Source organism: Streptomyces sp. NPDC054849, from assembly GCF_053610945.1.
Map to the genome: position 1 here is coordinate 1 of NZ_JBSGZI010000156.1, position 13,053 is coordinate 13,053.

At 69.8% G+C, this 13,053-nt stretch carries 11 protein-coding genes; 6 read left to right on the forward strand and 5 right to left on the reverse strand.

What is annotated here, in order from left to right:
- Positions 1-1,166 precede the first annotated feature (1,166 nt).
- Positions 1,167-2,561, reverse strand: a complete 1,395-nt coding sequence (locus tag ACWGIF_RS36480) for an FtsW/RodA/SpoVE family cell cycle protein (RefSeq protein ID WP_453504004.1) — start codon at positions 2,559-2,561, stop codon at positions 1,167-1,169.
- A 962-nt stretch (positions 2,562-3,523) separates the two neighbouring features.
- Between ACWGIF_RS36480 and groES the strand changes: the two genes are divergently transcribed.
- Both groES and groL read left to right on the forward strand, forming a co-directional pair.
- Positions 3,524-3,832, forward strand: coding sequence for a co-chaperone GroES (groES, locus tag ACWGIF_RS36485; protein ID WP_030011064.1), 309 nt, complete (start codon positions 3,524-3,526; stop codon positions 3,830-3,832).
- A 112-nt stretch (positions 3,833-3,944) separates the two neighbouring features.
- A complete protein-coding gene (gene groL / locus ACWGIF_RS36490; protein WP_453504005.1) occupies positions 3,945-5,576 on the forward strand; it encodes a chaperonin GroEL in 1,632 nt (543 codons plus the stop codon).
- Positions 5,577-5,647: 71 nt separating this feature from the next.
- On the opposite strand, the gene ACWGIF_RS36495 is transcribed toward groL, so the two are convergent.
- The 3 genes from ACWGIF_RS36495 to ACWGIF_RS36505 form a co-directional block, all read right to left on the reverse strand.
- On the reverse strand, positions 5,648-6,358 hold the full coding sequence (locus ACWGIF_RS36495; protein ID WP_453504007.1) for an ester cyclase: 711 nt from the start codon (positions 6,356-6,358) through the stop codon (positions 5,648-5,650).
- Positions 6,359-6,454: 96 nt separating this feature from the next.
- Complete coding sequence (locus ACWGIF_RS36500) at positions 6,455-7,228, reverse strand: SDR family NAD(P)-dependent oxidoreductase (protein ID WP_453504009.1); 774 nt, start codon at positions 7,226-7,228, stop codon at positions 6,455-6,457.
- Between the two features lie 31 nt (positions 7,229-7,259).
- Positions 7,260-7,946 (reverse strand): MOSC domain-containing protein, encoded by a 687-nt coding sequence (locus ACWGIF_RS36505; protein WP_453504014.1) that lies wholly within the window; start codon positions 7,944-7,946, stop codon positions 7,260-7,262.
- An 89-nt stretch (positions 7,947-8,035) separates the two neighbouring features.
- On the opposite strand from ACWGIF_RS36505, the gene ACWGIF_RS36510 reads away from it, so the two are divergent.
- Positions 8,036-8,935, forward strand: coding sequence for a LysR family transcriptional regulator (locus tag ACWGIF_RS36510; RefSeq protein WP_453504011.1), 900 nt, complete (start codon positions 8,036-8,038; stop codon positions 8,933-8,935).
- A 116-nt stretch (positions 8,936-9,051) separates the two neighbouring features.
- Here the strand turns inward: ACWGIF_RS36510 and ACWGIF_RS36515 are convergent, their stop codons facing one another.
- Entirely contained in the window at positions 9,052-9,378 is a 327-nt protein-coding gene (locus ACWGIF_RS36515) for a WhiB family transcriptional regulator (RefSeq protein ID WP_031145825.1), read from the reverse strand.
- A gap of 389 nt (positions 9,379-9,767) precedes the next feature.
- Here ACWGIF_RS36515 and ACWGIF_RS36520 point away from each other — a divergent pair, with 389 nt between their 5' ends.
- The 3 genes from ACWGIF_RS36520 (at position 9,768) to guaB (ending at position 13,023) form a co-directional block, all read left to right on the forward strand.
- Positions 9,768-10,379 (forward strand): response regulator transcription factor, encoded by a 612-nt coding sequence (locus ACWGIF_RS36520; RefSeq protein WP_003948568.1) that lies wholly within the window; start codon positions 9,768-9,770, stop codon positions 10,377-10,379.
- Positions 10,380-10,738: 359 nt separating this feature from the next.
- On the forward strand, positions 10,739-11,368 hold the full coding sequence (locus ACWGIF_RS36525) for a sigma-70 family RNA polymerase sigma factor (RefSeq protein ID WP_030389108.1): 630 nt from the start codon (positions 10,739-10,741) through the stop codon (positions 11,366-11,368).
- 155 nt (positions 11,369-11,523) lie between these two features.
- Positions 11,524-13,023, forward strand: a complete 1,500-nt coding sequence (guaB, locus tag ACWGIF_RS36530) for an IMP dehydrogenase (protein ID WP_453504013.1) — start codon at positions 11,524-11,526, stop codon at positions 13,021-13,023.
- Positions 13,024-13,053: the final 30 nt, after the last annotated feature.

Consider the following 13,053-nt stretch of genomic DNA (forward strand, 5'->3'; position numbering starts at 1 on the left):
CGGGAACCCCCCAAAGGAACGGGCCGGCCATTCCTGATCCACAACGGCCCGATCAGCGACCCCCGGCCGGGTCGGGGGGCGCATCAAATCGCTACGCGCTCCTGACGTTTCGGCGTCTGCGATCCGTCTGGGGCTGGACATAGGCCGCCACCGATCGCTACGCGCTCCTCATGTCTCGGCGTCTGCGATCCGTCTGGGGCTGGACATAAGCCGCCACCGATCGCTACGCGCTCCTCACGTCTAGGCGTCCGCAGTCCGTCTGGGGCTGGTCAGGCGCGTCAGATCGCTACACACTTCCCGGTGATGGCGACTGGCGGCTGTCTGTGCCTGGTCATAGGCCGCCCACGGTCCTTGGGGTGGTCGATGACGGCGTCTGACAGCCGCTTGAGGGAGGAAAGGCACCAGACAACGGCTATTCCGATGCGTACCCGGGTCTGGTGGGGCGGACGGCCGAAAAGGCCAGCAAATTGCCCTATTACCCCATTTTGGGCGTCGTCTTGTGATGCGTGCCTCGCCTTGATGGGGGTACACCTCGGCTGAGCCGAGCATCCGCCCCTCCGTCCCCTTCTCAGGCCTCGATCAGCCCCAGACGGCCGTCAGTCGCGCTCGTCGAGAAGCGCGTAGCGATCTGTGGCGGCCTATGTCCGGCCACAGACGGGCGCCGGCCGCCATCACCGGGAAGTGTGTAGCGATTTGATGCGCCCCCCGACCCGGCCGGGGGTCGCTGATCGGGCCGTTGTGGATCAGGAATGGCCGGCCCGTTCCTTTGGGGGGTTCCCGTCGGTCTTCGTATGTCCGTGGCGGGACGGTCGGTCAAGGGTGGCCGCAGGCCATCGCGCAGCGACGCGACGAAGGAGCGCCCTTGAGGGACCGGCCCGACACGGAGAGACGATGAGACTGACGGGAAACCCCCAAACCAACTCTGATACCGCCCAGCCGGCTCCCGCCCGCCGAAGCCCCCGCCTGAGCGATCCGAACCCGCCCGCCCGGCTCCCGGCATCCGCAGTCGCCGCCGCACGGTCCCGCTCCTGCCCGCCCGGCTCCCGCCACCCTCCCCCCGCCGCAGTCCCGACCCTGCCCAGCAGGCCATCGACCCCGCCCAGGCCATCGACCCCGCCCAGCAGGCCACCGCCTCGCCCGACACCCACCCCTCGCCCGCGCCGCCCCTACACCCGCACCGCCGGGGTGATCGTCGTTTCCGCCGGGCCGTGGGTGTCCGCCTCGCGTTGGCGTTCCGCGCTGTCGCTGATGCGCAGGAGGAGGGCGATCATGATCCAGTTGGCCAGGAGGGATGAGCCGCCCTTGGCCAGGAAGGGGAGGGCTTTGCCCGTCAGGGGGATCAGACCCGTGACGCCGCCCGCGACCACGAAGACCTGCAGGGCCAGCGCCGCGGCCAGGCCCACCGCGAGCAGTTTGCCGAAGGGGTCGCGGGCGCCGAGCGCCATCCGCAGCCCCCGCTGCACGAGGAGGGCGTAGAGGATCAGTACGGCCATGACCCCCGCGAGGCCGAGCTCCTCGCCCACCGTCGTGAGGATGAAGTCGCTGCGCCCCGCGAACTTGATCAGCTCCGGGTGTCCCATGCCGAGGCCGGTCCCGGAGATGCCGCCCGTGCCGAAGCTGAACAGGGCCTGCGCCGACTGGTCCGAGGTGACGCCCGGGGGTGGGTTCGGCAGGTAGACGGAGAGCGGGTCCAGCCAGGCCGCCACGCGCGCCTTGACGTGCGGCTCCGTCGAGCCGACCACGAAGGCGCCCGCCGAGGCCATGAGCAGGCCGCAGATGATCCAGCTGGTGCGCTCGGTGGCGACGTACAGCATCACCACGAAGACCCCGAAGAAGATCAGCGAGGTGCCGAGGTCGCGTTCGAAGACCAGTACCAGCATCGAGACGATCCACACCGTGATGATGGGTCCGAGCTGGCGCATCGGGGGCAGCCGCATGCCGAGGAACTTCCGGCCCGTCAGTGCCAGCGAGTCGCGGTGGATGACCAGGTAGCCGGCGAAGAAGATCGCGATCATGATCTTCACGAACTCGCCGGGCTGCAGGGAGAAGCCGAAGAGGATGATCCACCGCTTGGCGCCGTAGGTGTCCGCGCCGAAGAAGGCCGGCGCGATCAGCAGCACCAGGGCGACGGCCATCGTGATGTAGATGAACCGCTGCAGCAGCCGGTGGTCGCGCAGCAAGGCCACCACCGCGAGGCAGGCGGCGACGCCGACAACCGTCCACATCAGCTGACCCGGAGCGTTCGCGTCCGAGTTGTACCTCTCGATGTACCCCTGGTCGAGCCGGTGGATCAGGACCAGCCCCAGCCCGGTCAGCAGCATGGCGAGCGGGAAGACCAGCGGATCCGCGTAGGCCGCGAAGCGGCGCACGCCCAAGTGCCCCACCAGGGACAGCAGGGTCATGCTGACGGCGAAGCCGGCGAGGTTGGGCGGCAGCCGGTCGTTCATGGCGAGGCCCGCGGCGGCGTGGCCGAAGACGGCGATGACGACGACGAAGACCAGGAGCAGCGCCTCGGTCCGTCGGCGGGCGCCCGCCGACGTCAGGGGTTTCAGTCCACGCACGGGATGCCGCCACCCTCCTTGGGGGCGGACCGAGTGGACGGCGGGGAGAACGGGGAGGGCGGGGAGGGCGGCGGAGATGCAGCCTTACGCGAAGTCTCACGCCACGCCCCACGCCACGCCCCACGCCACGCCCCACGCCACGCCTCACGTGGCGCCGGAGGTGCGGACGCGGCGCCCGGTGGGTCCGGGGTCGTGGCGGCCTTGGGTCCGATCTGCTCGGTAATGAGGCGCTTTATCTTCATATCATCTACGACGTTGACGTCCTCCCCATGGTTCCTTCCGCAGCCCTCGACGGGAAGGGGCATGAGCTGAACTGTCGCCGGACAGGTTCTCCGCCTGCGTCACGAACTGCCGTAGATCGAACAGGCGAGGCGCCGGCTTCCGGCGTCCCGTCCCACCGCCGCCCCCCGCCGGTGCGGGACGCCGCCGGCCCGGCCGGCGGCGTGTCGAACCGGCCGCCGGCTCGATCTGCGGGATCGTGAACGATCCGTCAGGGGCGGTGAAGATCCTCGGCATGCCGCCACCGGCGCTGCGTCCGGGGACTCCTCCCGGGTGCACCGCTCCGGATGGAAGGCGCCCTCCACCCCCGTCAGCTGGGAAACCGGTCACGGTACGGCGGCCGAAAACATCCGCATGTCGAACGCGAGGCCGACGGTCGCGGGGACGGCGTGGTGTCGGCGCACGCCGGAGTTTGTCCTGGTCATGATCGGGATGGTGCTGATCTCGAAGCGCCGAACGCCCCGGTTTTGGGGGGCTCGGAGTCCGGTCCGCGCAACGCCCGGGGGTCGGGAATTGGCACTCCGCTTGACCGAGTGCTAATCGCCGGAATAGTCTCGCACCTGGCACTCGCCCCTGGTGAGTGCCAACACAGCGACAGGCAGATCCGGCACCCGCGACGACGGATCGACCTGGTCGCCACCTCAGACAGTTAACCCCGGATCTCCGAAGGGGGAGGTCGGATCGTGACGACCGCCAGCTCCAAGGTTGCCATCAAGCCGCTTGAGGACCGCATTGTGGTCCAGCCGCTCGACGCCGAGCAGACCACGGCCTCCGGCCTGGTCATCCCGGACACCGCGAAGGAGAAGCCCCAGGAGGGCGTCGTCCTCGCGGTTGGCCCGGGTCGCTTCGAGGACGGCCAGCGTCTCCCGCTGGACGTCACCGTCGGCGACATCGTGCTCTACAGCAAGTACGGCGGCACCGAAGTGAAGTACAGCGGCGAGGAGTACCTCGTCCTCTCGGCTCGCGACGTGCTCGCGATCGTCGAGAAGTAATTCTCTTCATCAGTACTGCTTTGAGCTGCGCCCCTGGTCACCCCGCTGATTGCCGGGCGGCGAGGGGCGCAGCTCGTTAAACCCGAGTTTTCGAGAGGGCTGAACCGCTGCCATGGCGAAGATCCTGAAGTTCGACGAGGACGCCCGTCGCGCCCTCGAGCGCGGCGTCAACAAGCTTGCCGACACGGTCAAGGTGACGATCGGCCCCAAGGGCCGCAACGTCGTCATCGACAAGAAGTTCGGCGCCCCCACCATCACCAACGACGGTGTCACCATCGCCCGCGAGGTCGAGCTGGACGACCCGTACGAGAACCTGGGCGCGCAGCTCGTGAAGGAGGTGGCGACCAAGACCAACGACATCGCGGGTGACGGCACCACCACCGCCACCGTGCTGGCCCAGGCGCTGGTCCGCGAGGGTCTGCGCAACGTCGCCGCGGGTGCCTCCCCGGCCGCCCTGAAGAAGGGCATCGACGCCGCGGTCAAGGCCGTGTCCGAGGAGCTCCTCGCGACCGCCCGCCCGATCGAGGACAAGTCCGACATCGCCGCCGTGGCTGCGCTCTCCGCGCAGGACCAGCAGGTCGGCGAGCTCATCGCCGAGGCGATGGACAAGGTCGGCAAGGACGGTGTCATCACCGTCGAGGAGTCCAACACCTTCGGCCTGGAGCTGGAGTTCACCGAGGGCATGGCCTTCGACAAGGGCTACCTCTCCCCGTACATGGTCTCCGACCAGGAGCGTATGGAGGCCGTCCTCGACGACCCGTACATCCTGATCAACCAGGGCAAGATCTCCTCGATCCAGGACCTCCTGCCCCTGCTGGAGAAGGTCATCCAGGCCGGCGGCTCCCGCCCGCTGCTGATCATCGCCGAGGACGTCGAGGGCGAGGCGCTCTCCACCCTCGTCGTCAACAAGATCCGCGGCACCTTCAACGCGGTCGCCGTCAAGGCCCCCGGCTTCGGTGACCGTCGCAAGGCGATGCTCCAGGACATGGCCACCCTCACCGGTGCCACCGTCATCGCCGAGGAGGTCGGCCTCAAGCTCGACCAGGCCGGTCTGGACGTACTGGGCTCCGCCCGCCGCGTCACCATCTCCAAGGACGACACGACCATCGTCGACGGTGGCGGCAGCCACGAGGAAGTCGTCGGTCGCGTCAACCAGATCAAGGCCGAGATCGAGTCCACCGACTCGGACTGGGACCGCGAGAAGCTGCAGGAGCGCCTGGCGAAGCTCGCCGGCGGCGTCTGCGTCATCAAGGTCGGCGCCGCCACCGAGGTGGAGCTCAAGGAGAAGAAGCACCGTCTCGAGGACGCCATCTCGGCGACCCGCGCCGCGGTCGAGGAGGGCATCGTCTCCGGCGGTGGCTCCGCGCTCGTCCACGCCGTCAAGGTCCTCGAGGGCAACCTCGGCCTGTCGGGCGACGAGGCCACCGGTGTCGCGGTCGTGCGCCGCGCCGCCGTCGAGCCGCTGCGCTGGATCGCCGAGAACGCCGGTCTCGAGGGGTACGTCATCACCTCGAAGGTCGCCGAGCTCGACAAGGGCCAGGGCTTCAACGCCGCCACCGGCGAGTACGGCGACCTGGTCAAGGCCGGCGTCATCGACCCGGTGAAGGTCACCCGTTCCGCGCTGGAGAACGCCGCTTCCATCGCCTCCCTGCTGCTCACGACCGAGACCCTGGTCGTCGAGAAGCCGGCGGACGACGAGGGCGACGCCGGTCACGGCCACGGCGGTCACGGCCACAGCCACTGATCGCACGCACCACGCCCGGGAAAGGCCCCGTTCCGCAGCTGCGGAACGGGGCCTTTCCCGTGGTTCGGCCCTCAGGATCCGTACGGAGAACCAGATCCGCCCATCTGCCGTTGCAGGACCGCGGGGTTGTAGTGCCACCAGCCCTCGACGATCTCTCCGTCCTGGCACCGGAAGGTCGTGCTCCCGGACATCTCGTACGTCTCCCCGGTGGGTTCGACTCCCATGAACGGGCCCTTGTGGGTTCCGCGCCAGTTCCACACCGTCGTGACCATGTCGCCCTCGGCGAGCTGGGCCATCGGCTCGAAGGTGATGTCGAAGGCGGCGCGCCAGGTCTCCATGTCCGACCGCATGGCGTCGCGTCCGATGACGGTGGGCTCCTCCTTGCTGGCGTCGTGGTCGATGTAGTTCGTCGCGAAGCACTCGTCGAAAACGCTCATGTTGCCGTCCATGGCCGCTTCCCGGAACACCCGCTCGGCGAGCTGCTTGTTGAGGTGCTCGTCGCGGACCACGTCGAGGTTCATGAACTTCGGCATTCCCTCACAGAGGGCCACCATCTCCTGGAACATCCGGTCCGTTTCGGGGAGGTGAGAGTTCTTCATCGCCTCCTCGTAGGAGGCGAATTCCACCATGTCCACGTAGTGGTTCCGAGCCTCGCGGTCCTGGCCGATCATCGTGTGCGTGGCGGTGCGCCTGCCGCTGCTCTGCTCCGCCCAGCGGTCGATGAGCGCGTTCATCTCGTCGAACCGCCTGGTCTCATAATCGATCACTTGTACGAATGTCATCGCGTCGCCTCCCGCGCTGGATAGGACAGGTCCAGTTTAGGGAGATTTCATACAGTTGGCCGCTTGTAGTCGGCCCGTCCGGGCGGCCCTCCGGGGCTATTGCGGGCCGTACTTGCGGCCCGTACGCGAGGACACGCCGCCCAACAGCCCGCGTGGCGTCAGCTTCACCACGCCCATCAGCGCCTTGTACCGCGGGTCCGGGACCGACACCGTCCTGCCCCGTGCCAGGTCGGCCAGAGCCGCGGTCACCAGCTTGTCGGCGTCCAGCCACATCCAGCCGGGGATGTTGTCCGTGCCCATGCCGGCGCGCTGGTGGAACTCCGTCCGGACGAAGCCTGGACACAGGGCCATCAGCCGCACGCCGGACCCCGACAGGTCCCGCGCCGCACCCTGGGTGAACTGCACGACCCAGGCCTTGCTCGCCCCGTACGTGCCGCGGGGTACGAACGCGGCCACCGAGGCCACGTTGATCACGCCGCCGCGGCCGCGCGAGCGCATCGACTCCGTGGCGGCCGAGGTCAGCCGCAGGACCGCCTCGATGTGCACCTTCAGCATGGTCAGCTCGTCGGCCATGGAGACCTCGAGGTAGCGCCCCTTGTTGCCGAAGCCCGCGTTGTTGACCAGCAGGTCGACCGGGTGCGTACGGTCGCCGAGGCGCCGCTCGACCGACGCGATGCCCTCCTCGGTGGCGAGGTCGGCGGCCAGCACCTCGGCCTCGATGCCGTGCAGGTCGTGCAGTTCGGTGGCCTGCTCGCCGAGCCGCTTGGTGTCGCGCGCCACCAGCACCAGGTTGTGCCCCTGGGCGGCGAGCCGCCGGGCGAAGGCGGCGCCGATGCCCGCCGTGGATCCCGTAATCAACGCAGTCGTCATAGGCGCAACCTAGCTTCCCGCGATGACGGCGCTACTTCGCCCCGTCCCCGGTTGCGTACTTCTCCACGTACTGGCGCACCCGCTCGTGGGCCTCCGGCTCCATCGCCGCGCCCGCCGCCAGGGTGCGCGGCAGGAGGGTGCGCTCGGTGGTGAAGGCGCGGAACCAGAGCTGCACCGTCACGTCGTGGTCGGGGCGGTGGACGATCTCGACCGGGTCGCCGGGTGAGACCGAGCCCTCCTCGATCACCCTCAGGTACGCGCCCGGCCGAGCCTCCCGGGTGAACCGCTTGACCCAGCCGCTCTCGCCCAGGACCCCCTGAAAGGTCCGGCACGGTATGCGGGCCGAGGCCACTTCGAGGAGGAGGTCCGCGCCGACCCGCCAGCGGTCGCCGAGCCGTGCGGTGTTCAGGTCGATGCCGGAGGTGGTGAAGTTCTCGCCGAAGATCCCGCCGGGCAGCTCGCGGCCCAGCTCGCGCTCCCACAGGTCCAGGTCCTCGCGGGCGTACGCGTACACGGCCTGGTGGTCGCCGCCGTGGTAACGCCGGTTGCCGATGGCGTCGCCCTCCAGGCCGCTGCCGAGGCCGGTGTCCCTGGGGCCGGGTGCGGAGACCCGGACCGGGCCGGGGACGGGTCGCTTGCCGATGCCGGTCAGCCCGCTGTCGGCGTCGGTGTAGTCGACGGCCGTGGCGCGGCCGACGTTCACGGAGATCAGATGCATGGAGCCCATGGGGGACACGCTAGCCGAGCGAACCCAAAGCGTCACCGGCCATTTCACCTGGCAGTCAAAGCAGGCCTTATGCTCGAAGGGTGATCGAGGCACGTCATCTCCGGGTTCTGCGCGCCGTCGCCGGGACCGGGTCCTTCTCCGCCGCCGCGCGCGAGCTCGGCTGCACCCAGCCCGCCGTCTCCCAGCAGATGAAGGCGCTGGAGCAGTCGGCCGGCACGCCGCTGCTCATCCGCACCGGCCGCGAGATGCGGCTGACGCAGGCGGGCGAGGCGCTGGTCCGGCACGCTGCGGGGATCCTGGCCGGGCTGACCGCGGCCGAGGAGGAGGTCGCGGCCATCGCGGGGCTGCGCGCGGGCCGGGTCCGGCTCGTGTCCTTCCCCAGCGGCAGCTCCACGCTGGTGCCGACCGCGCTCGCGGCGATGCGCGCCGAGCACCCCGGGACCCGCATCTCGCTGGTCGAGGCCGAGCCGCCGCGCTCGGTGGAGATGCTGCGGGAGGGCGACTGCGACCTGGCGCTGGCCTTCCGTTACGGCGGGGCGGCCGGCTCCGCCGCGGAGTGGGAGGACCTCGTGGTGAGGCCGCTGCTGACCGACCGGCTCGTCGGTCTGGTCCCGGAGGGGCACCGGCTGGCGGGGGCGGAGCGCGTGGGCATGGCGGAGCTGGCCGACGAGCCCTGGATCGCGGGCTGCCCGCGCTGCCGCCGCCATCTCGTGGAGGTGTGCGAGGGCGCGGGCTTCACGCCGCGCATCGACTTCGCCACCGACGACTATCCGGCGGTGGTCGGCCTGGTCGGCGCGGGGCTGGGCGTCGCGGTGCTGCCGGAGCTCGCGGTGGAGTCCGTACGGGCCAAGGGCGTCAGCATGGTGGCCGTGGAACCGGCCGTGGAGCGGGAGATCGTCGCGCTGACCCTGCCCGACCTGGCCCGGGTGCCCGCCGTGGCCGCGACCATGGCCGAGCTGGAGCGGGCCGCCGCGCGCTGACCGTACGCACGCGCCAGGGTGCGTACGGCCGAACGCGTGAATTGCGGGCCGGGCGGCGACACGCCCGGGCGGGCAGATGATTCGAAGAAACGTTCCTTCGGACGCTTCGTCGGCTCTCAGTGCGGCGCGATCGGTCCGATCGCACTCGACGCGGGGATCAGACGATGCCGGGCGCGGCCCATCAGTTCCTCGCGCTCGTCCTCGGTGAGGCCGCCCCACACCCCGTAGGGCTCACGGACGGCGAGTGCGTGCGCGGCGCATTCCGCGCGCACCGGGCATCTCATGCAGACCTCTTTAGCCGAGGCCTCGCGCGCGCTCCTGGCCGCGCCCCGCTCGCCTTCCGGGTGGAAGAAGAGGGAGCTGTCGACCCCGCGGCAGGCAGCGAGCAGCTGCCAGTCCCAGAGGTCGGCGTTAGGTCCGGGGAGGCGGGAGAAATCTGCCATGGGTAGTCCTCTTGGTGCCGGTACTGAGGCGGATACGGTCCATGTCTCCAAGGGTCTCCACACCTACTGTCGGAGTAGATGTAAATATGACTCATTGGGAATCTAGCCTCAGACACGTGCCAAACGGAAGGAAAGCCGCCAAATAGGGCATAGCTCCAGATGGAGGACAGGTGGCTTGTGGCGCCGACGCCGTGTTCGCTTCCTCACGTAGAGTGCCGAAGGTGTCCGTCCGACCCGTAACTCTTTCGAGTGACCATCGTTGAGAGTGCGAAGGCGGTTGAACCAATAAGTTCTCGGACAGGTGTCCGGGGGCATCGACCGCACAGGTGACGATACGTACCAGCCTGGAGGCTCAAGGTGACGCGCATCAGCAGCTGCGGAGGGCGGTCATGACATCCGTCCTCGTCTGCGACGACTCCCCGCTTGCCCGAGAGGCGCTCCGTCGCGCGGTTGCCACCGTGCCCGGCGTCGAGCGTGTGACGACGGCTGCCAACGGCGAGGAAGTCCTCCGCCGCTGGGGTGCCGACCGCTCCGACCTGATTCTGATGGATGTACGGATGCCCGGGCTCGGCGGTGTGGAGACGGTCCGCCGGCTGCTCTCGGCCGACCCCGGTGCCCGCATCATCATGCTGACGGTCGCCGAAGACCTGGACGGCGTGGCCCTCGCGGTCGCCGCCGGCGCCCGGGGCTATCTGCACAAGGACGCCTCGCGCGCCGAACTGCGGGCCACGGTCACCCAGGCCCTCGCCGACCCGACCTGGCGACTGGCCCCGCGCCGGCTCCGCTCGGCGGAGATGGGCGCCGCGCCCACGCTCACCGCGCGCGAGATCCAGGTGCTGGAGGGCATGAGCCACGGCCGGTCCAATGCGGAGATCGGGCGCGAGCTCTTCCTCTCCGAGGACACGGTCAAGACGCACGCCCGCAGGCTGTTCAAGAAGCTCGGCGCCTCCGACCGGGCGCACGCCGTGGCCCTCGGCTTCCGCTGGGGTCTGGTCCGCTGACCTCCGGGTCGTGGCCGGGCCCGGCCCGGCCCGCCGCAGACCGCTGATCATCGAGAGCGGTCCCGTCCGCCACCGGCGGACGGGGCGGCGCGCCGCCCTCGTCACCTTCTCGTCGTCGGGTCAGCCCTGTCCCGCCGTACCCGGTGCGCACCCGGGGGTTGGCGGGGCACAATCCGGGGGACGTCTCGCTTCGTGCGCGATGCCGCATCCTTGAGGGTGTGGAGTCTCTCGGGGACTATTCGGCCGAGCGGGAGGGGAGGGCGCAGATGATGAGTTCCGGCGCACCCGCTCATAACGCTTCGATGCACAACAAGGGCCGCGGTGCCGCGGATGCTCCGGCGTCAAGGCACCATGGATTGATGCGCGACGACGAGGCCCTGGGGTCACCCGCGGCCACAGGCCCCACCGGCGCCGCCAAAGGCGGCAGTGCCGGGGGTGTCAGCGCGCTCGTACGCCGGGCGGTGGAGGGCGACGAACAGGCCACGCACGACCTGCTCGCCTTCGTGCACCCCCTCGCGATCCGCTACTGCCGCACCCGGCTGTCGCGACTTCCGGGTGACGCTCGACACTTCGTGGAGGATCTGGCGCAGGAGGTCTGCGTCGCCGTCCTGATGGCGCTGCCGCGCTACCGGGACACCGGGCGCCCCTTCGAGGCCTTCGTCTTCGCCATCGCGGCGCACAAGGTCGCCGACCTGCAGCGGGCCGCCATGAGGCACCCGGGCAGCACGGCGGTCCCGTCCGACGAGATGCCGGAGCGGCCCGACGACTCGCTGGGCCCCGAGGAGCGGGCGCTGCTCAGCAGCGACGCCGCCTGGGCCAAGAAGCTGCTGGCCAATCTTCCGGAGAACCAGCGCGAGCTCCTCGTCCTGCGGGTGGCCGTCGGGCTGACCGCGGAGGAGACCGGGCAGATGCTCGGCATGTCCCCCGGAGCGGTGCGCGTCGCGCAGCACCGGGCGCTCAGCCGGCTGCGGGCGCTCGCCGAGCAGTAAGGCCGCCGGATCTGCGGCAGCCGCAGGGGTCTGCACCGTCGTCGCAGTCGTAGGAAACGACGAAACTTCTGCTTGACCTTGGTCGTGGAATGAGACGCGTCGGGATCCCGTTAGCATGGACATCCGCGCTGAGCAAGACCATTTGGGAAGGTGTCATGACCGCCGACGGAGTGCCCGACAAATTCGCCACGCTCGGACTGACCTACGACGACGTGCTGCTGCTGCCGGGCGCGTCGGACATGTCGCCTGATGCGATCGACACCTCCTCCCTGATCTCGCGGAACGTCCGCGTGAACGTTCCCCTGCTGTCCGCCGCCATGGACAAGGTCACCGAGGCCCGCATGGCCATCGCCATGGCCCGTCAGGGCGGCGTGGGCGTGCTGCACCGCAACCTCTCCATCGCCGACCAGGCCAACCAGGTCGACCTGGTCAAGCGCTCCGAGTCCGGCATGGTCACCGACCCGATCACGGTGCACCCGGACGCGACGCTGGGCGAGGCCGACCAGCTCTGCGCGAAGTTCCGCATCTCCGGTGTCCCGGTCACCGACGCCGCCGGCAAGCTCCTCGGCATCGTCACCAACCGCGACATGGCCTTCGAGTCGGACCGCAGCCGCCAGGTGCGCGAGGTCATGACGCCGATGCCGCTGGTCACCGGCAAGGTCGGCATCTCCGGCGTGGACGCCATGGAGCTGCTGCGCCGCCACAAGATCGAGAAGCTTCCGCTGGTCGACGACGCGGGCATCCTCAAGGGCCTCATCACGGTCAAGGACTTCGTCAAGGCCGAGCAGTACCCGAACGCCGCCAAGGACAAGGGCGGCCGGCTCCTCGTCGGCGCGGCCGTCGGCGTCGCCGGTGACGCGTACGAGCGCGCCCAGGCCCTGATCGAGGCGGGTGCCGACTTCATCGTCGTCGACACCGCCCACGGCCACTCCCGCCTGGTCGGCGACATGGTCGCCAAGATCAAGTCGAACTCCACCGTCGACGTCATCGGCGGCAACGTCGCCACCCGCGACGGCGCCCAGGCGCTGATCGACGCCGGCTGCGACGGCATCAAGGTCGGCGTCGGACCCGGCTCCATCTGCACCACCCGCGTCGTCGCCGGCATCGGCGTCCCGCAGGTCACCGCGATCTACGAGGCCTCGCTCGCCGCGAAGGCGGCCGGCGTCCCGGTCATCGGCGACGGCGGCCTGCAGTACTCCGGCGACATCGCGAAGGCCCTGGTCGCGGGCGCCGACACGGTGATGCTCGGCTCGCTGCTCGCGGGCTGCGAGGAGTCCCCTGGCGAGCTGCTCTTCATCAACGGCAAGCAGTTCAAGTCCTACCGAGGCATGGGCTCGCTCGGCGCGATGCAGTCCCGCGGCGACCAGCGCTCCTTCTCCAAGGACCGCTACTTCCAGGAGGGCGTGGGCGGCGACGACAAGCTCATCCCCGAGGGCATCGAGGGCCAGGTCCCGTACCGCGGCCCGCTCTCCGCGGTCGTGCACCAGCTCGTCGGCGGCCTGCGCCAGTCGATGTTCTACGTCGGCGGCCGCACCGTCCCCGAGCTGCAGGACCGCGGCCGTTTCGTCCGGATCACCTCGGCGGGCCTCAAGGAGAGCCACCCGCACGACATCCAGATGACGGTCGAAGCACCGAACTACTCCCGCAAGGGCTGACAGGCAGAGGCGAAGGGGGCGGGTCCATCC

Excerpts from the sequence above, each read along its gene's own strand:
- guaB (WP_453504013.1), top strand. The coding sequence starts at position 11,524 with ATGACCGCCGACGGAGTGCCCGACAAATTCGCCACGCTCGGACTGACC.
- ACWGIF_RS36495 (WP_453504007.1), bottom strand. The coding sequence starts at position 6,358 with ATGACATTCGTACAAGTGATCGATTATGAGACCAGGCGGTTCGACGAG.
- ACWGIF_RS36515 (WP_031145825.1), bottom strand. The coding sequence starts at position 9,378 with ATGGCAGATTTCTCCCGCCTCCCCGGACCTAACGCCGACCTCTGGGAC.
- ACWGIF_RS36505 (WP_453504014.1), bottom strand. The coding sequence starts at position 7,946 with ATGCATCTGATCTCCGTGAACGTCGGCCGCGCCACGGCCGTCGACTAC.
- groL (WP_453504005.1), top strand. The coding sequence starts at position 3,945 with ATGGCGAAGATCCTGAAGTTCGACGAGGACGCCCGTCGCGCCCTCGAG.
- ACWGIF_RS36500 (WP_453504009.1), bottom strand. The coding sequence starts at position 7,228 with ATGACGACTGCGTTGATTACGGGATCCACGGCGGGCATCGGCGCCGCC.
- ACWGIF_RS36520 (WP_003948568.1), top strand. The coding sequence starts at position 9,768 with ATGACATCCGTCCTCGTCTGCGACGACTCCCCGCTTGCCCGAGAGGCG.
- ACWGIF_RS36525 (WP_030389108.1), top strand. The coding sequence starts at position 10,739 with ATGCGCGACGACGAGGCCCTGGGGTCACCCGCGGCCACAGGCCCCACC.